Here is a 17,650-nt window from a genome sequence, read left to right as displayed (position 1 = left end):
CCGGACGCGGCCGTCCGGCACCGTCCCCGCCGTCCCCGCCGTCCGGGTCTCCACCCGCTCGTCGTCCCGTCAGAACCGCGCCGCCGCCCAGGCGGACAGCTCCGACCGGGCCGCGCTCAGCAGGCTCGCCGGCGGGGACGCCGCGCCGTTCGTCACCAGGGCGTAGTGCACGACGCCCGAGTCCGGGTCGGTGAGCAGGAGCCGGCGGCTGGACGTGCCGCCCGGTTCGGGGGCCACGGCGATCGGGGCCGACGCGGAGTAGGGGGGCGGGGCGTACGCCGTGCCCAGGTCGGAGACCACCGTGGTGGCCGAGGCCGGGAACGAGGCGGGCAGGTGGAGTTCGGTGGGGGCCGTGCCGGGGGCCGAGCGCCAGACGAGCAGGCCGTACTGGCCGGAGCCGACCAGCCGGGACACGTTCGGCAGTGATCCCGGTACCGGATTCCAGGTCAGGGTCGTGGAACCGTCGCGGGAGCGGTCCTCGTAGGTGAAGGCGAGCGTCGTGCCGGCGGTGGCGCTCGGGTAGACGCGGTCCAGCAGCCGGGCGTCCTGACGCAGTGTCACCGCGCCCGAGTCGTCGAGCCGCACGGCGGAGAGGTCCTCGTCGTTCCAGGCGTCGCCCGACGTCCGTACCTTGCCGGGGTTGTCGTTCATGAGCTCGTGATGGCGCCCGCTGTAGATGTCCCACTGCCACTGGTTGCCGGAGAGCACCCGGCCGGAGGCGGCCGGGTCGTTCCACCAACCCGCCCCGGGGACGCGGGAGTCCAGCGCCTGGTACATGGCCTTGTCGACCGTCGGGGCCTTGCCGGACACCGTGCCGGACAGCGGATGCCCGAACTCGCTGACGACCGCGGCCGTTCCGGCGGCCGAGGCGCGGTCGCGGATCGCGGCGAAGTCGGTGGCGTACTGGCCGTCGGAGGCGTTGCCCCACATCAGGATCCCGGAGATGGCCTTCTGGTCGTAGAAGTGGGTGTTGAAGACGTAGCCGGGGCCGAGCGTGCCCGCGTCCAGCAGGCCGCCCTCCTGCTTCTGGGAGTCGATGTTCGCGTTCCAGAAGAGGTTCGGCTCGACGAAGGCGGGCTTGTCCCGCCAGCCGGCCGCGTCCATCCGGGCCCGGAACCTCTCGTAGAACGGCCACAGCAGGCCCTGTTCCCAGGTGCGGCTGGTCCGGCCCGGGTCGTAGGTGCCGGCGTAGGGCTCGTTGTACGGGTCGAAGCCGACCACGCCCGCGAACTCCGCCTCGCTCAGGTGCTGTTCGACGTAGGCCATGGTCTGCTGCGCGGTGTCGAGGAAGGCGTCCTGCAGGCCGTGGTCGTTGTGCCAGAAGTCGTACTGGGCCTCGGTCACGGCCTGGTTCTGGGTGATGTTCTGGCCCCAGAACAGGCAGATCCCGCAGGACTCCTTCGGGTAACCCCCCAGCGCCACGGCCCATCCGGGGGCGCCGTCACCCGTGTACCAGCTGCCCGTGTCGAAGAGGTGGCGGGAGTAGAGGTCCTGGTGGAAGTCGGGGTACACGCGGATGCCGGCGTCGAGGAAGGCCCGCATCTGGTCGGTGGCGGCGGCCAGGTAGGCCGTGTCGACCGCTCCCCGGGCGGGCTCGGCATGGGCCCAGGAGAGCAGGAAGCGGACCGAGTTGCCGCCGCCCAGCGCGCGCAGCGCGGCCGCCGACTTCCTCGCGTCGGCCACCGAGGCGAACGGCAGGCCGCCGTTCTCCTCCAGCTTGGTCTCACCGGAGACGTCGTAGCCGCGCAGCACCACGTCGCGGCCCTCGCCGTCCACGAATCCGCCGTCGCGTACGACGAGCGGCGTCCCGTCGAACCAGAGGGAGCCGGGGAGGGGGGCGGCGGTGGCGGGCGGCGCGCCGCCGCCCGCCACCGTCAGTGATCCGAGGAGGACAACCAGAACAACGAGCAGACGTGCCCGGATATTCGGCATGTCCACTACAGTCCGGCGATGTCCTGACACCGTCAATACTTCTGACTGCTGAGTAAGTATCAGGATCTCGGCCGCGAGCTTCCGCGCCCCGGCTCAACCGCCCACCCGGCGCGTGACGTTCAGCAGGTACTCCTTGCGGTTGAGGGGGTTGTGGTCGGTGCGCGGGCGCTCGGGGACCACTCCCTGAGCAACCGGTGCGTAGTGGTCGAAGGCGCTCTCCAGCTCGCCCTCGCCGCCCGTCAGTCCGGGCAGCCGCTGCTCCAGTCCGTGCACCCGGCCGGCCGGCACCGTGCCCTCCAGCAGGCAGGCGGCGCCCCGTGTCCCGGTCGTCCGCGGTACGGCCCGCAGCGCGGCCAGCACCGGCAGCAGGGCACCCAGCGTGTCGGCCGGTGCCTCGAGCCGGAAGCGGTGCATCGGCTCGTACACCACCGTGCCCGCCCGCCGCAGCGCCTCGATCAGCACCAGCGGGGTCACCCCGCGGAAGTCCGCGCCCGTGCTCGACATGCTCTTGTCGAAGCCCTGGTGGGCATGGCTCTGCCGGGGCGAGTAGCCCGAGTGGGTCATCGTGACCGTGCAGTCGGTGACCTGCCAGCCGTGCAGACCCTGGCCGAGCGTCTCCCGGACGGTGTCCTCGACGGCCTTGAAGAAGGCGTACGGCATGGCGCCCAGCTCCACCTCCAGGCGGAAGTCCACGCCCGAGCCGGCCGGCGCCGGGTCGACACGCAGGCCGACGGTGGCGAGGAAGGGGTTGGGGTCCTTCTTGTTGAACTCCACCGCCGCGCCCGAGCCGGAGGGCCGTTCGATGCAGATGGTCGTGGTCTCGCGGAAGGAGACCACGAGCCCGAACTCCTCCGCGAGGGTGGCCTCGATGACCTCCTTCTGCACCTCGCCGTACAGGGACACCGCGGTCTCCTGGCGCACCTCGTCGTGGCGCAGGTCGATCAGCGGGTCCTGTTCGGCGAGCTGTGCCAGCGCGAGGTGGAGCTTCCTGCCGTCCACACCCGGGCCGGGGACGACCACCGTCTCCAGCGTCGGCGGGGCGAAGAAGCGCTCGTACGCCGTGCGCGGCTCACCGATCGCGTCGCCGATCCTGATGCCGGTCAGGCCCCACAGCCGGGCGATCCGGCCCGCGGGCACCGCGTCGGCCCGCACGTCGGCACCCTGGTCGAACACGCTGATCGCGGTGACCCTGCCCTCCTGGCGGGTGTGGGAGAAGGGGACGCGGTCGCGGGTGCGCAGGGTCCCGGAGAACATCCGGGCGTACGCCACCTTCTCCCCCGCCGGGCCCCGCTCGATCTTGAAGACCGAGCCCGAGACCGGCCCCTCGGGGTCGCCGTCGGCCGGGGGCAGGAGTTCCCTGACACCGGCGATCAGGGCGTCCACGCCGGCGCCGGTGATGGCGGAGCCGAAGTAGACCGGGTGGACGAGGGCCTGGCGGGTCCGGGCGATCAGGGCCGCGCGCAGGGCGTCGTGCGACACGCCACCGGCCTCCGCCCGCCCGCGCCGATCCCGCAGGTCCACCGCACGTCCGGCATCCCTCGCACCCGGCCCGGCACCGGCCTCGTCCCGCACCGCACCGGTCGCGCCCCGGGCCGCGCCCGCGGCGCCCGCCTCCGCGAAAGCGGTGCCTCCCTCCACGTACGCGGCCAGCAGCTCCTCGTCGTGGTCGGCCAGCACTTCCAGCGCCTCCATGCCGAGCCCCGGACGGAACCAGGCGCCCGGCGTCCCCAGGGCCCCGGTCGTTCCCGTCGGCACGGCCGCCGGTGTGAGCCGGTCGCCGATCTGGCGCAGGACGCCCTCGTGGCGGGCGCCGGGGCGGTCGATCTTGTTGACGAACAGCAGGGTCGGGATGCGCAGCCGCTGGAGGGTCCGCATCAGGACCCGGGTCTGGGCCTGGACGCCCTCGACGGCCGAGACCACCAGTACGGCGCCGTCGAGCACGCCGAGCACCCGCTCCACCTCGGCGATGAAGTCGGGGTGGCCTGGGGTGTCGATGAGGTTGACCGTGGTGTCCCCGATCGCGAACGAGACGACCGCAGACTTGATGGTGATGCCGCGGCGGCGCTCCAGCGCGAGGGTGTCGGTGCGGGTGCTGCCGGCGTCGACGCTGCCGATCTCGTCGGTGATCCCGACCGTGTGCAGCAGCCGCTCGGTGAGGCTGGTCTTACCCGCGTCCACGTGCGCGAGGATGCCGAGATTGAGCATGTGCACGAAGCTTCATGTCCTTGAAAGAGGGGGTCGTTCCTTCCTGGGTGGACATGAGAGGTGTGCGCATTGCTTCTCCCGGATCGCGCGGCGACGGTACGCGGGAAAGTCCAGCAGAGCCCGGCCCACGGCGGCAATGGATTAACGCTCAACGAACTGGGCCCCAGCACTCGCCGTCGTCCCGGCCCGGTCATAGAGTGACGAACATCACGTCCCCGTGGTCCTGGGAGGGCCAATGACCCACATCTCGGTGAAGGTGGACGGAACGACGTACGAGGACGACGTGGAACCTCGTCTTCTCCTCGTCCACTACCTGCGCGACCGCCTCGGTCTGACCGGCACCCCGATCGGGTGCGACACCTCCAACTGCGGGGCCTGCACGGTCGAGCTGGACGGCATGAGCGTCAAGAGCTGCTCCGTGCTCGCCGTACAGGCCGACGGCGGGGAGGTGACCACCGTCCAGGGACTCGCCCGCGACGGCGAGCTGACCACCCTCCAGCGTGCCTTCCACGAGAAGCACGCCCTGCAGTGCGGCTACTGCACCCCGGGGATGCTGATGGCCGCCCGCGACCTGCTGCGCGAGCACCCGCACCCCACCGCGGACGAGATCCGCCACGCCCTCGAGGGCAACCTCTGCCGCTGCACCGGCTACCAGAACATCGTGCGGGCCGTACAGGCCGCCTCCGAAGAGGAGGTCCCGGCATGACCGACCAGGCCGTGGAACCCGAGGTCGGCCGCGCCCGGGCCCGCAAGGAGGACGCCCGGCTGATCACCGGCCAGACCAACTGGACCGACAACATCAGCGTCAACGGACTGCTGCACATGGCGATCCTGCGCAGCCCGATGGCGCACGCCCGCCTCACCCGTGTGGACGTCTCGCCGGCGCTCGAACGCCCCGGCGTCATCGCGGCGTTCAGCGGCGCCGACCTCGCCGAGGGCCTCGGCTCCCTGCCCTGCGCCTGGCCCGTCACCGAGGACATCGTGCTGCCCGACCACCCGCCGATGGCCGTCGACGAGGTGCGCCACGCGGGCGACCCGGTCGCCCTCGTGGTGGCCCGCGACCGGTATGCCGCCGCCGACGCCCTGGAAGCGATCGAGGTCGACTACGAGCCGCTGCCCCCGGTCCTGGACCTGGAGGCGGCGCTCGCCGAGGACTCCCCCCTGGTCCACTCCGACAAGGGCACCAACCGCAGCTACGTCTGGCCGCTGAAGACGGGCGAGGACTTCGACTCCGTGCGGCAGCGCGCCGAGGTCACCCTCAAACGGCGCTACCACCACCAGCGGCTCATCCCCAACGCGATGGAGCCGCGCGCGGTCGTCGCCACCCCGCTCGCCGCGTCGGGCGAGTACACGCTGTACTCCGCCACGCAGATCCCGCACATCCTGCGCGTCATGATGGCCGTGGTCACCGGCATCCCCGAGCACAAGATCCGGGTGATCGCCCCCGACGTCGGCGGCGGCTTCGGCTCCAAGCTCCAGGTGTACGGCGAGGAGGCCCTCGCCCTCGCCGTCGCGCGGAGGATCGGCCGGCCGGTGAAGTGGACCGAGTCCCGTTCCGAGGGCTTCCTGGCCACCCACCACGGCCGCGGGATGATCCAGGACCTGGAGATCGCCGCGAACCGGGACGGCAAGCTGCTCGGCCTCAAGGTCGACCTGCTGACCGACATGGGCGCGTACCTGATGCTCGTCACCCCGGGCATCCCGATCCTGGGCGCCTTCATGTACCCGGCCATCTACAAGATGGACTCCTACGACTTCACCTGCACCGGCGTCTTCACCACGCGGACGCCCACCGACGCCTACCGCGGCGCGGGGCGCCCGGAGGCGACGTACGCCATCGAACGCATCATGGACGACCTGGCCGCCGAACTCGGCATGGACCCCGTGGAACTGCGGCGCCGCAACTGGATCCGGCACGAGGAGTTCCCGCACACCTCGATCGCGGGCCTGACCTACGACAGCGGGAACTACGAGGCCGCCACGGAGAAGTCCCTCGCGCTGTTCGACTACGACAAGCTGCGTGCGGAGCAGGCCGACCGCAATCGCCGCGGGGACGCCGTCCGCCTCGGCATCGGCGTGTCGACGTACACCGAGATGTGCGGACTCGCGCCGAGCCGGGTGCTGCGCGACCTCAGGTACGCGGCCGGCGGCTGGGAGGCGGCGAGCATCCGGATGCTGCCCACCGGCAAGGTCGAGGTGGTCACCGGCACCAGCCCGCACGGCCAGGGGCACGTGACGAGTTGGAGCCAGATCGCCGCCGACGTGCTGGGCGTGCCGTTCGAGGACGTCGAAGTGGTGCACGGCGACACCAAGGCGTCCCCGCAGGGCATGGACACCTACGGGTCGCGGTCGCTGGTCGTGGGCGGGTCCGCCGTCCACCACGCGGCGCGGAAGGTGGTCGACAAGGCGCGCAAGGTGGCCGCCCACCTCCTGGAGGCGAGCGAGCAGGACCTGGACTTCACGGACGGCGTGTTCTCCGTGAAGGGCTCCCCGGAGGCCCGCAGGACGATCCAGGAGATCGCCTTCGAGACCTTCACCTCGCACGACCTGCCGGACGGCGTCGAGCCCAGCATCAACGCCGAGCACCTGCTCGACCCGGAGAACTTCTCCTACCCGCACGGCACCCACCTGTGCGCCGTCGAGGTCGACACCGAGACGGGGCAGACACGCATCCGCTCCTACGTCTGCGTGGACGACGTCGGCAAGGTCGTCAACCCGATGATCGTCGAGGGACAGGTGCACGGCGGCCTCGCGCAGGGCATCGCGCAGGCGCTGTACGAGGAGGCCGTGTACGACGACGAGGGCAACCTCGTCTCCGGCACGATGGCGGACTACTTCGTGCCCTCGGCGGCGGACCTGCCCGAGTTCACCACCGACCGGACCGAGACACCGGCCACCTCCAACCCCCTCGGCGTCAAGGGGGTCGGCGAGGCCGGGACGATCGCGTCGACGCCCGCCGTGGTCAACGCGATCGTGGACGCGCTGCGTCCGCTGGGGGTCGACGACATCAGGATGCCCTGCACCCCGGAGCGGGTCTGGCGAGCGGTGAGGGAGGCCCAGGCATGATTCCCCCGGCATTCGACTACGCCCGGCCGGCCACGGTCGACGAGGCGGTGCGCACCCTCGCCGAGGCCGGCGACGAGGCGAAGGTACTGGCCGGCGGGCAGAGCCTGCTGCCGCTGATGCGGCTGCGGCTGGCCTTTCCCGAGCTGGTCGTGGACGTCGGCCGCGTCGGCGAACTGCGCGGGGTGCGCGAGGACGGCGACACGCTCGTCATCGGCGCCATGACCACGCACCACGATGTCATCCACGATCCGCTGGTCCGCCGGCACGCGGCCCTGCTGTCGTCCGCCACGGCGACGGTCGCGGACCCCGCCGTACGCCACCGCGGCACCCTCGGCGGCTCGCTCGCGCACGCCGATCCGGCGGCCGATCTGCCCGCGGTGGTACTGGCCCTCGACGGCGAACTGGTGGTGCTGGGCCCGAGCGGGCGGCGCACCATCCCGGCCCGTGAGTTCTTCGTCGACTACCTGCAGTCCGCGCTGGCACCCGACGAACTCCTGGTGGAGGTACGGGTGCCGAAGGCGGACGGCTGGGGCTTCCACTACGAGAAGTTCCACCGGGTGGCGCAGGCCTACGCGATCGTCGGCGTGGCCGCGCTGGTACGGCGCGACGACGGGCACATCGCGGAGGCGCGGGTCGGCCTGACCAACATGGGTTCGACCCCGCTGCGCGCCTCGGCCGCCGAACAGGCCCTGACCGGTGCCGGGGACGCCGCGGCCGTCGCACGGGCCAGCGAGGCGGCGGCCGAGGGGACGCACGCGGCGCAGGACATGTCGGCTTCCCCCGAGTACCGCGAGCACCTCGCGCGGGTACTCACCAGGCGGGCGGTCCTGGCCGCCGCCGGAATGGGGTGAGGACCGATCACGCACAAGCACGACCCGAGCGCGGACATCGACGGCCCGGAGCAGGTACGGGCCCGCCTGGAGGAGACGGGGTACCTCGTCGACGACGGGCTGGCCACGGCCTGCTTCCTGGCCGTGCGGCTGCACCGGCCGATCTTCTGCGAGGGCGACGCGGGCGTGGGCAAGACCGCGCTGGCGTCCGCCCTCGCCGAGGCGCTCGGCGCGCCGCTGATCCGGCTGCAGTGCCATGAGGGCATCGACGCCTCACAGGCCCTGTACGACTGGGACTTCCCCCGTCAGCTGCTGCATCTGCGGGCCGCGGAGGCGGCCGGCGTCACGGACGCCGAGCGTCTGGAGGGCGAGCTGTACGACCGGCGTTTCCTGGTCGCCCGGCCGCTGCTGAAGGCGCTGGAGACGCAGCCGTCGGTGCTGCTGGTCGACGAGATCGACCGCGCGGACGACGAGTTCGAGGCGTTCCTGCTGGAGCTGCTGTCGGAGTTCTCCGTCACGATCCCGGAGCTGGGCACCCTGCGCGCCGAGGTGCCCCCGGTGGTGGTGCTGACCTCCAACCGCACCCGCGAGGTGCACGACGCGCTGAAGCGGCGCTGCCTGTACCACTGGTTCGACCACCCGGGCTTCGCCCGTGAACTCGCCATCGTCCGGCAGCGGCTGCCCGGTGTCTCGGCGCGGCTCGCGGAGCAGGTGACCACGCTGGTGCAGGCGCTGCGCTCCCAGGACCTGCTCAAACCGCCGGGGGTCGCCGAGACGATCGACTGGACCGAGGCCCTGGCCGCGCTGGGCGCGAGCGAGGTCGACGCGGAGCTGGCGGTGGCCACGCTGGGTTCGGTCCTGAAGTACCGCGAGGACGTGGAGCGGGCCGCCGGCCTCGACCTGGCCGCGGTGCTCGCGGCACGGGGAGCGTGAAAACGGTGGCGGACGGCACGGGACGAGAACGCGACGGCGGGCACGGAGCGGACGGGGGGCGCGGGCCGGAAAGCGGGCACCGGCCGGATAGCGGGCACCGAGCGGACGGCGGGCACGGGCCGGGCAGCGGGCACGAGCCGGGCAGCGCGCTCGGTCCCGAAAGCGGAGGCGGGCCGCACGAGCCCGGCAGCGAACCCGGGCCGGACAGCGGACACGAGCCGGGCAGCGGGCACGGATCAGACAGCGGACACGAGCCGGGCAGCGCGCTCGGTCCCGAAAGCGGAGGCGGGCCGCACGAGCCCGGCAGCGAACCCGGGCCGGACAGCGGACACGAGCCGGGCAGCGGGCACGGATCAGACAGCGGACACGAGCCGGGCAGCGCGCTCGGTCCCGAAAGCGGAGGCGGGCCGCACGAGCCCGGCAGCGAACCCGGGCCGGAGAGCGGACACGGACCCGCCGGCGGGCACGGGCCGGAAGGCGGGCCCGCACGAGACGGCGGACACGGGCCGGACGGCGGACACGGTGGGGACGGCGGACGCGGTGGGGACCGGCGGGGCAACGGGCAGGCCGACGCCGTGCTGGTCGGGTTCGCGCGTGCCCTGCGGGCGGCCGGTGTCGGCGCGAGCGCCGAGCGGGTGTACGCCTTTCTGCGGGCGGTGGACGAGCTGCGGCCCGGGGTGCGGGCCGACGTGTACTGGGCGGGACGGCTGACGCTGTGCGGCGGGCGGGACGACCTCGAGCGCTACGAGCGGGTGTTCGCCGCCTATTTCGGAGGCGGCCTGCCGGCCGGGCGGGCGGCGACCGCCGCTCCCCCGCCGCGGACCCGGCTGGTCGTACGGGAGAGTCCCGCGCCCGGCCCGGCCGCCCGGGAGGAGGACCCGCAGGCACCGCCCGCGGCCACGCTCGCCAGTTCCTCCGAGACCCTGCGCCACCGTGACGTCGCCGACCTGGACTCCGCCGAACGTGAGCAGCTGCGCCGTCTGCTGGCCGCCTTCGCGCTGCGCGGCGACGTACGGCGGACAGCGCGCCGGCGGCCGGCCCGGCGCGGCGAGGTCGACCCGCACCGCACGGTCCGTGAACTGCTGCGGCGCGGCGGGGAGCCGGCGCGGCTGCGGCGGCACGCCCGGACCGACCGGCCACGGCGGGTCGTGCTGCTCGTGGACGTCAGCGGCTCGATGGCACCGTACGCCGACGCGCTGCTGCGCTTCGCGCACGCGGCCGCCCGGGGCAGCCGTACGGAGGTCTTCACGATCGGCACCCGGCTGACCCGGGTGACCCGCGAACTGTCGCACCGCGACCCGGACCTGGCGATGACCGCCCTCGCGGCGGCCGTACCCGACTGGCGCGGGGGTACCCGGCTCGGGGAACTGCTGCGCGAGTTCCTGGACCGCTGGGGGCAGCGGGGCATGGCGCGCGGGGCGGTCGTGGTGGTGCTGTCCGACGGCTGGGAGCGCGGTGACCCGGAACTGCTCGCGGCCCAGATGCGCCGCCTGCGGCGACTGGCGTACCGGGTGGTCTGGGCCAACCCCCTCAAGGCGCGACCCGGTTACGCGCCCCTGGCCGCCGGGATGGCGGCGGCGCTGCCGAACGTGGACGCCTTCGTCGCGGGCCACAGCCTGGCGGCGCTGGAACAGCTGGCAGCCGTGGTACGCGGGGCCGAGCGGCCCCCCGTGGAAGGAGCCGATCGTGCGTGACATCCTCCCGGCCCTCGGTGAGTGGTACGCGGCGGGAGCCCCGTTCGGCCTCGCCACCGTCGTCACCGTCAGCCGCAGCGCACCGCGCGACCCCGGCGCGGCCATGGCGGTGGGGCCCGGCGACGAGGTGGTGGGAAGCGTGTCGGGCGGCTGCGTGGAAGGCGCGGTGTTCGAGCTCGCCAAGGAGGTGGTGGACAGCGGCCGGGCGCGGCTGGAGACCTTCGGTTACAGCGACGAGGACGCCTTCGCGGTCGGGCTCACCTGCGGGGGCGAGATCACGCTGCTCATCCGGCCCGTCACCCGGGCGAGCGATCCGGGCTTCGCGGACGTCGCGGAGTCCGTCGCCGCGGGCCGGCCGGTGACCGTGGCCACGGTGACGGACGGGCCCGCGCCGATCGGGGCCACCCTCTCCGTGTGGCCGGACAGGGTGTCCGGCACGCTGGGATCGACCGGCCTGGACGTGGCCGTCACCGCCGACGCGCGCGGCGAGCTCGCCCTCGGCGCCACGGGCCTGCGCCACTACGGCCCCCACGGCGAGCGCCGCGAGGACGCGGTCACCGTCTTCCTGCACTCCTTCGCCCCACCGCCTCGCATGCTGGTCTTCGGGGCGATCGACTACGCGGCCGCGGTCGCCCGCATCGGCACCTTCCTCGGCTACCGGGTCACGGTCTGCGACGCCCGCCCGGTGTTCGCCACGCCCAAGCGCTTCCCGGACGCCGTGGAGGTGGTCGCCGACTGGCCCCACCGCTACCTGCGCGACACCAGCACCGACGAACGCACGGTGATCTGCGTCCTCACCCACGACCCCAAGTTCGACGTGCCGCTGCTGGAGGAGGCGCTGCGCCGGCCGGCCGCGTACATCGGGGCGATGGGCAGCCGCCGCACACACGACGACCGGACGGAGCGTCTGGTCGAGGCCGGTCTCACCCGGGCCGAACTGGCCCGGCTGCGCTCTCCGGTCGGTCTCGATCTCGGTGCCCGTACGCCCGAGGAGGTCGCCGTGTCCGTCGCCGCGGAGATCGTCTCGCTGCGCTGGGGCGGAACCGGAGCCCCGCTGACCGCCACCGGTGGCGCGATCCATCCCCCGACGCAACGCCCGTAGGAGGCAAGTCATGGAACTGCACCACGAGTTCACCGTGCCGGTGCCGGTCGACGACGCCTGGGGGACGCTCCTGGACATCGAGCGCGTCGCGCCGTGCATGCCCGGGGCGACCGTCGAGGACTACGACGGCAAGACCGTCACCGGTTCGGTGAAGGTGAAGGTGGGTCCGGTCACCGTGACCTACAAGGGCACCGCCGTCTTCGAGGAGCAGGACGAGTCCGCGCACCGCATGGTGCTGACCGCCAGCGGCCGGGAGACCCGCGGCCAGGGCACCGCACGCGCCAAGGTGACCGCCACGATGGCCGGGCGCGACGGCGGTACGGCCGTGTCGGTGCGGACCGATCTGACGGTGACCGGCCGTCCGGCGCAGTTCGGGCGCGGCGTGATGGCGGAGGTCGGCGACCGGCTCATCGGCCAGTTCGCCGACTGCCTGTCCCAGCGGATCGGCACGCCGGCTGAGGAGGAGCAGGCGGCGGCCGAACGAGCGCCGGCCGGTGAGCGGGCGCCGGAGGGCGGGCAGGTCGCCTCGGGCGAGCAGGCCCCGGCGGGCGGGCGGACCGCGGCTGCGAAGGAACCGGCTGCGCCGGCGGAGCCGCTCGACCTGCTCCGCGCGGCCGGGCTGCCGGTGGCCAGGCGGGCGGCCCTGGGAGCGGCGGCGATCGCCGTGGTCGTCCTGGCGGTGGTGGGGCTTCGGAGACTGCTGAGGCAGCGGCGCTGACACCTGACGGCGGGAGGGTCAGGACCCGGTGCCCGGCGCCGGCACCGCGCGGCCGGGTGGGTCGGCCCTCGGTGTCCCGGTGATCGGCGCCGGCCGGACGCGGCAGCCGGCGGTGCCCGCGCTCCACCTGCCCGGCCCAGCGGGCGTGGCGCGGCAACCGCACGGACAGCTCGTCCCCGAGCCGGGAGCTGGCGTCGTCCATGCCGGACTGCGGGACCGGGGCGACCGGCAGGTGCGCCCATCGCGGGAACCGGGTCTCCAGCAGCCGGCGTACGAGTGCCGCGTCGATCAGCACACGGTCCAGTTCAGCCGGACGGCGGGCCGGATCCACCGGATTCTCGTGTGTGAGTCGCGGAGAGAGGGGTAGTCGGCGCACAACGGAGGCGCCAGTGCCTCCGCGCACACAGCACCTTCTGCGGGAAGGAGGTCCGTGACAACGCACACTCGCAGCGCCCGGGCCGCTTCCCTTCGTGTGGAGCGGCCCGGATCCTGTTGAGCCGCGCCGCCCGGATCACCTCTCGCCACCGCCCGGCAGCAGCGCTCCGTGCAGGACGACCAGCGCCAGCGCCGCGGCGGCCGCGTACAGGCCGGCGGCACCCAGCGCGACGGCGTGGAACCCGCGCACGAAACGCGTTGTGCCATCCGGCTCTCCGGCGCCCGCGCCCGCGCGGCCCGGTCGGGGAACGCGCGGCTGATGATCGCCAGCGTGCCCGGCAGCAGCAGGGCCGCGCCCACGCCCTGGACCACGCGGGCGGCGACGAGCACGGGTACGTCAGGGGCGAGTCCGCAGGCCAGCGAGCCCGCTCCGAAGACGACGAGACCGGCGAGCACCACTCTGCGGTGCCCGTGGAGGTCACCCACCGTCCCGCTGGTCAGCATCAGCGCGGCCAGCGCCAGCGCGTAGCCGTCCACCACCCACTGCAGGCCGCCGACTCCGGTGCCCAGGCCCGAACCGATGTCGGGCAGCGCGACGTTGACAATGGTGACGTCGAGCAGCACCAGGAAGTACCCGGCGCACATCACGAGCAGGACGGTGCGCGGCGAGCCCCCGTGCCGTACCGGGCTCACGGCGCGTCGTAGGTGCGTTGCCGGTGATCCGCTCATGATTCCTTGGTAACAGGCAGGTCTGACAACGCCGCCGCACGCCGGACGCCCACCGGCGGTCGCCGCTGCCGGGTGCCCGCCCCCGGGGGCGGCGGAACGGGCGGCTACCGGCGGGGCAGCCGGTGCAGTTCCACGTCCGTGAGCAGGCCGTCGGCCACGGTGGCGGTCATGTAGGTGCAGTGGGGCTGCCGGCGGCGGTCGGTCGGCGAACCGGGGTTGAGCAGCCGCAGGCCGCCCGGGGCGGTGGTGTCCCACGGGATGTGGCTGTGCCCGAAGACCAGCACGTCGAGGTCCGGGAAGCGGGCTGCGCAGCGCGCCTCGCGGCCCTGCGCCGGGCCCGTCTCGTGCACGCACCCGAAGCGCAGCGCGCCGAGTTCGGCGTACGCCACCTCGGGCAGCCGGGACCGCAGCGCCGGCCCGTCGTTGTTGCCGTGGACGCCGACCAGTCTGCGGCAGCGGGTCTGCAGCAGGTCGAGGGTGTCGGTGTCGACCCAGTCCCCGGCGTGGAACACGACGTCGGCGCGCGGGAGCTCGGCCAGCAGCCGGGCGGGGAGCTCCTTGGCGCGCTTGGGCAGGTGGGTGTCGGTCGTCAGCAGCAGGCGCACGGCGACAGCCTAGGCAGGGCGGCGGCGCGGGCCGAGCGGGCCGCCCGGTGCGCCGGCCGGTCCTGGTACGGGGTCATGGCTTGCGGCCGGCCCCACGACCCCGCACGGCAGGCCGCGTCGAGAGCGTCCGGCGGAGATGAACAGGCTGAACTGTTCAGACTGGACTGGACAGTTTTCCCTGACGGGCCTACCGTGGAGCCATGAACGGAAAGGCCGCCGGCCCCACCGAGGCAATCTCCGACTCCGCCGCCCGCGCGGCACGCGACCTGCGAGTCGTCTTCAGCCGGCTGCGCCGCCGGATCAGGGAGGTCGCCAAGAGCGAGGAGCTGACGCCGCCCCAGGTCTCCGCCCTCACCCTGATCGCCAAGCACGGGGCCGCGACGGCGAGCGCGCTCGCCGTCGCCGAGGGCGTACGGCCGCAGTCGATGGCCACCACGCTCGCCGCCCTGGACCGGCACGGTCTGATCCGGCGCACTCCCGACCCCCACGACGGCCGCCGCCAGCTCGTCACGCTGACCGACACGGGCCGGCAGCGGGTCGAGGGCGACCGGCAGGCGCGCGAGGAGTGGCTGGCCCGCGCCCTGCAGGACCGCTTCACCGAGGAGGAGCGGCGCACGGTCCTTGAGGGACTCGCGCTGCTGGAGCGCCTGACCGGGCCGTGACGCCGCCGCGTTTCCCGACCACCGCGTGCCCGGCCGTTCACCGAACACACCCGAACCCCCGAAAGGCCTGCTCCATGACCGTCACCGCCCTCGACCCGCGCACGGCCCTCGTCGTGATCGATCTCCAGGCCGGCGTCGTGGCCGCGCCCGCCCAGCCGTACGCCACCGCCGAGGTCGTCACTCGAACGGCCGAGCTCGCCGACGCCTTCCGCGCCCGTGACCTGCCCGTGGTCCTGGTGCGCGTCTCCTTCACGGACGACGGCGCCGACGCCGTACCGGGCCGCACCGAGGCCTCCCGTCCGGCCGGCGCCCGCCCCGCGGGCTGGGACGTCGTCGTCGGCGAACTCGCCGGTCACCCCGGGGACATCAGCGTCACCAAGCGCAACTGGGGCGCCTTCCACGGCACCGACCTCGACGTCCAGCTACGCCGGCGCGGTGTCACGCAGATCGTGCTGACCGGCGTCGCCACCAGCATCGGCGTGGAGTCCACCGCCCGCGCGGCCCACGAGCACGGCTACCACGTCACGCTGGCCACCGACGCGATGACCGATCTGGACCCCGAGGCCCACCGCAACAGCGTCGAGCGGATCTTCCCGCGCCTGGGCGAGCGGGGCACCACGGCCGAGATCCTGGAACTGCTGGCCAAGACCCACCCCTGACCGACCCGCCGGGACGCGACCGGAAGGCCCCGGAGTGGGACGAAGTCCCCGTCGGAGATAGCATCTGGCCACCCGTACCCGCAGCCGGCGAGCTACCCGAGGGGGCCCGGAGCACGATGTCGGTCAAGGTCAGCGTCATCGTCCCCGTCTACAACCCGGGACCCTACATCGAGGACTGCGTCTCCTCGTTGCTCAGGCAGTCCCTCCCGCCCGACGAGTACGAAGTGATCTTCGTCGACGACGGGTCCACCGACGAGACCCCGGCCCGGCTCGACGCGCTCGCCGCGGACGAGACCCGGGTCAGGGTGATCCACCAGGAGAACTCCGGCTGGTCGGGCAAGCCCCGCAACGTCGGCATCGCCGCGGCGCGGGGCGAGTACGTGATGTTCGTCGACAACGACGACCACCTCGGCGACGAGGCCCTGGAGCGGATGTACGACTACGGCGTGGCGAACGGCGCGGACGTCGTCGTCGGCAAGATGGCCGGCCAGGGCCGCGGGGTGCCGGTGGAGCTGTTCCGGCGCAACCGGCCGCGCGCGAGCGTCACGAACGCCCCGCTCATCGACAGCCTCACCCCGCACAAGATGTTCCGCCGGGCCTTCCTCGACGCCATCGGCCTCCGCTTCCCCGAGGGCAAGCGGCGCCTCGAGGACCATGTCTTCGTGGTGGAGGCGTATCTGCGCGCGGCGAACGTCTCCGTCCTCGGCGACTACGTCTGCTACTACCACGTCCGCCGCGACGACTCCTCCAACGCCGGCTTCCAGCGCTTCGACCCGGTCGGGTACTTCAAGAACCTGCGGGAGGCGCTCGACGTCGTCGAGCGGTACACCGAGCCGGGGCCCGTACGCGACGGCCTCTACCGCCGCTGGCTGCGCGTCGAGATGGTCGAGCGGATGCGTGCCGGGCGGTTCCTCGCCATGCCCGACGACTACCGGCGCAGGCAGTTCGAGGAGATCCACCACGTCGTCACCGAGCGCTTCGGCCCCGCCGTCGCCGCCGGGCTGCCGCCCACGCAGCAGGTCGTGGCCGCGCTGATCAGCGCCTACCGGTACGACGACCTGGTGGCCTTCGCCGAGTGGGAGGCCGGCCTCGAACTGAGCGCCCGGCCCGGCACCCCCGAGTGGCGGGACGGCACGCTGAGGTTCGACTACGTCGCCGAACTCACCTCAGGCGGCACGCCGCTGACGTTCCCCGGGGGCGGCGTTCCGGCCCCGCTGGACGGACCGCCCGGAAGCACCGAGGAGGCGATCGCCTGGGTGTGCGCCGACACCGTCGCCCGGTTCGGGCAGGCGCGCCTGGACCTGCTGGTGCGCAAACGCTCCAGCTCCGCCCAGTACTTCCAGCCGGTCGAGGTCACCCGCGAGATCGTGCCCGTCGAGGACACCGGGCAGGTCCGGCTGATGCTGCACGCGACGGCCGCCCTCGACCCCGCCGGCGCGGTGGACGGCACACCGCTGCGCACCGGCCTGTGGGACACCTACGCCCGTGCCAGGGTGGCCGGCTGGAGCAAGGAGACCCGCGTCGGACCGGGCCCGCGCAAGGCCCACGCCGCCACGTCCGCCGCCGTCGTGGGCGGACACGTGGTGCTGCCGTACTGGACCGACCGGCACGGCCATCTCTCCCTGGACGTCGACCGCGCGGGCAAGCGGCTGGGGCTGGACCGCCTCGCCCCCGGCTCCGTCGACCTGTCGGGGAACCGGTTGCGCGCACCGCTGCCGCTGCACGTGCCGGCCGGCACGGCGGTCCTGCTGCGGCTCACCGCCCCCGGCCGGTCCGTCGAGACGCCCGGCACGCTCTCCCCGGCCGGGGACGGGGCCGTGCTGGAGGCCGACCTGCCCGTCGCCGACCTCGGCGACACGACCTGGCGGACCGCCCTGTGCGCGGCCCCCGACGCCGCGGAGCGGCGCTTCCTGCCGCTGCCGCTCGCCCTGCGCGCGGACGGCCGCTCGGTGAAGGTGGTACGGGCTCCGCAGCGGTCGGTCGTACGACGGCTGGCCCGCAGGACGCGGCGCGGACTCGCCGTTCTCCTCGGCCTGCGCGCCAGGCCGGGGACCGGAGCCGGGAAGGCGTGACAGAGCGCGCGGTCACGGGGCCGTGTCCGCACGGAGCACCCGGTGGCACCACGGCCCCGGGTCCCCCG

General features: G+C 73.6%; 14 protein-coding genes. 10 read left to right on the top strand and 4 right to left on the bottom strand.

The window, feature by feature from the left end; all coding sequences use genetic code 11:
* Positions 1–69: 69 nt before the first annotated feature.
* Together ACJ9NR_RS35175 and ACJ9NR_RS35170 are read right to left on the bottom strand one after the other, a co-directional pair.
* Positions 70–1,932, bottom strand: coding sequence for an endoglycosylceramidase (locus tag ACJ9NR_RS35175; RefSeq protein WP_412490623.1), 1,863 nt, complete (start codon positions 1,930–1,932; stop codon positions 70–72).
* 93 nt (positions 1,933–2,025) lie between these two features.
* Positions 2,026–4,143 (bottom strand): GTP-binding protein, encoded by a 2,118-nt coding sequence (locus ACJ9NR_RS35170; RefSeq protein ID WP_412490624.1) that lies wholly within the window; start codon positions 4,141–4,143, stop codon positions 2,026–2,028.
* Positions 4,144–4,372: 229 nt separating this feature from the next.
* Between ACJ9NR_RS35170 and ACJ9NR_RS35165 the strand changes: the two genes are divergently transcribed.
* From ACJ9NR_RS35165 to ACJ9NR_RS35135, 7 genes are all read left to right on the top strand, one after another.
* Positions 4,373–4,843 carry a (2Fe-2S)-binding protein gene (locus ACJ9NR_RS35165; RefSeq protein WP_412490625.1) on the top strand — a complete coding sequence of 157 codons (471 nt, stop codon included), beginning with the start codon at positions 4,373–4,375 and terminating at the stop codon, positions 4,841–4,843.
* Positions 4,840–7,203, top strand: coding sequence for a xanthine dehydrogenase family protein molybdopterin-binding subunit (locus ACJ9NR_RS35160; protein WP_412490626.1), 2,364 nt, complete (start codon positions 4,840–4,842; stop codon positions 7,201–7,203). Before ACJ9NR_RS35165 ends, ACJ9NR_RS35160 begins: the two co-directional genes overlap by 4 nt.
* The gene (locus ACJ9NR_RS35155) at positions 7,200–8,054 is read left to right on the top strand and encodes an FAD binding domain-containing protein (protein WP_412490627.1); all 855 of its coding nucleotides are present in this window, start codon (positions 7,200–7,202) and stop codon (positions 8,052–8,054) included. The genes ACJ9NR_RS35160 and ACJ9NR_RS35155 overlap by 4 nt, the downstream gene beginning before the upstream one ends.
* Before the next feature lie 123 nt (positions 8,055–8,177).
* Positions 8,178–8,966 carry an AAA family ATPase gene (locus tag ACJ9NR_RS35150; protein ID WP_434056975.1) on the top strand — a complete coding sequence of 263 codons (789 nt, stop codon included), beginning with the start codon at positions 8,178–8,180 and terminating at the stop codon, positions 8,964–8,966.
* Positions 8,967–9,541: 575 nt separating this feature from the next.
* Positions 9,542–10,660 (top strand): vWA domain-containing protein, encoded by a 1,119-nt coding sequence (locus ACJ9NR_RS35145; protein ID WP_412490628.1) that lies wholly within the window; start codon positions 9,542–9,544, stop codon positions 10,658–10,660.
* Positions 10,653–11,762: an XdhC family protein gene (locus ACJ9NR_RS35140; protein WP_412490629.1), complete on the top strand. Its 1,110-nt coding sequence runs from the start codon at positions 10,653–10,655 to the stop codon at positions 11,760–11,762. The genes ACJ9NR_RS35145 and ACJ9NR_RS35140 overlap by 8 nt, the downstream gene beginning before the upstream one ends.
* A 10-nt stretch (positions 11,763–11,772) precedes the next feature.
* Positions 11,773–12,480, top strand: coding sequence for an SRPBCC family protein (locus tag ACJ9NR_RS35135; protein WP_412490630.1), 708 nt, complete (start codon positions 11,773–11,775; stop codon positions 12,478–12,480).
* Positions 12,481–12,768: 288 nt separating this feature from the next.
* On the opposite strand, the gene ACJ9NR_RS35130 is transcribed toward ACJ9NR_RS35135, so the two are convergent.
* Both ACJ9NR_RS35130 and ACJ9NR_RS35125 read right to left on the bottom strand, forming a co-directional pair.
* Positions 12,769–13,584, bottom strand: coding sequence for an MFS transporter (locus tag ACJ9NR_RS35130; RefSeq protein ID WP_412490631.1), 816 nt, complete (start codon positions 13,582–13,584; stop codon positions 12,769–12,771).
* A 104-nt stretch (positions 13,585–13,688) separates the two neighbouring features.
* On the bottom strand, positions 13,689–14,189 hold the full coding sequence (locus ACJ9NR_RS35125; protein WP_412490632.1) for a metallophosphoesterase family protein: 501 nt from the start codon (positions 14,187–14,189) through the stop codon (positions 13,689–13,691).
* A 200-nt stretch (positions 14,190–14,389) separates the two neighbouring features.
* Here ACJ9NR_RS35125 and ACJ9NR_RS35120 point away from each other — a divergent pair, with 200 nt between their 5' ends.
* The 3 genes from ACJ9NR_RS35120 to ACJ9NR_RS35110 all read left to right on the top strand — a co-directional run bounded on the left by ACJ9NR_RS35120 (position 14,390) and on the right by ACJ9NR_RS35110 (position 17,582).
* A complete protein-coding gene (locus ACJ9NR_RS35120; RefSeq protein WP_412490633.1) occupies positions 14,390–14,851 on the top strand; it encodes a MarR family winged helix-turn-helix transcriptional regulator in 462 nt (153 codons plus the stop codon).
* Positions 14,852–14,925: 74 nt separating this feature from the next.
* The gene (locus ACJ9NR_RS35115) at positions 14,926–15,510 is read left to right on the top strand and encodes a hydrolase (RefSeq protein ID WP_412490634.1); all 585 of its coding nucleotides are present in this window, start codon (positions 14,926–14,928) and stop codon (positions 15,508–15,510) included.
* 116 nt (positions 15,511–15,626) lie between these two features.
* On the top strand, positions 15,627–17,582 hold the full coding sequence (locus tag ACJ9NR_RS35110) for a glycosyltransferase family 2 protein (protein ID WP_412512750.1): 1,956 nt from the start codon (positions 15,627–15,629) through the stop codon (positions 17,580–17,582).
* Positions 17,583–17,650: the final 68 nt, after the last annotated feature.

This window comes from Streptomyces sediminimaris, assembly GCF_047049295.1.
Taxonomy (GTDB): domain Bacteria; phylum Actinomycetota; class Actinomycetes; order Streptomycetales; family Streptomycetaceae; genus Streptomyces; species Streptomyces sediminimaris.
This window is presented reverse-complemented; position numbering and strand designations above follow the sequence as displayed.

Coding starts and splice junctions, on each gene's coding strand:
- ACJ9NR_RS35175 (WP_412490623.1), bottom strand. CDS start 1,932: ATGCCGAATATCCGGGCACGTCTGCTCGTTGTTCTGGTTGTCCTCCTC.
- ACJ9NR_RS35165 (WP_412490625.1), top strand. CDS start 4,373: ATGACCCACATCTCGGTGAAGGTGGACGGAACGACGTACGAGGACGAC.
- ACJ9NR_RS35160 (WP_412490626.1), top strand. CDS start 4,840: ATGACCGACCAGGCCGTGGAACCCGAGGTCGGCCGCGCCCGGGCCCGC.
- ACJ9NR_RS35155 (WP_412490627.1), top strand. CDS start 7,200: ATGATTCCCCCGGCATTCGACTACGCCCGGCCGGCCACGGTCGACGAG.
- ACJ9NR_RS35135 (WP_412490630.1), top strand. CDS start 11,773: ATGGAACTGCACCACGAGTTCACCGTGCCGGTGCCGGTCGACGACGCC.
- ACJ9NR_RS35130 (WP_412490631.1), bottom strand. CDS start 13,584: ATGAGCGGATCACCGGCAACGCACCTACGACGCGCCGTGAGCCCGGTA.
- ACJ9NR_RS35120 (WP_412490633.1), top strand. CDS start 14,390: ATGAACGGAAAGGCCGCCGGCCCCACCGAGGCAATCTCCGACTCCGCC.
- ACJ9NR_RS35115 (WP_412490634.1), top strand. CDS start 14,926: ATGACCGTCACCGCCCTCGACCCGCGCACGGCCCTCGTCGTGATCGAT.
- ACJ9NR_RS35110 (WP_412512750.1), top strand. CDS start 15,627: ATGTCGGTCAAGGTCAGCGTCATCGTCCCCGTCTACAACCCGGGACCC.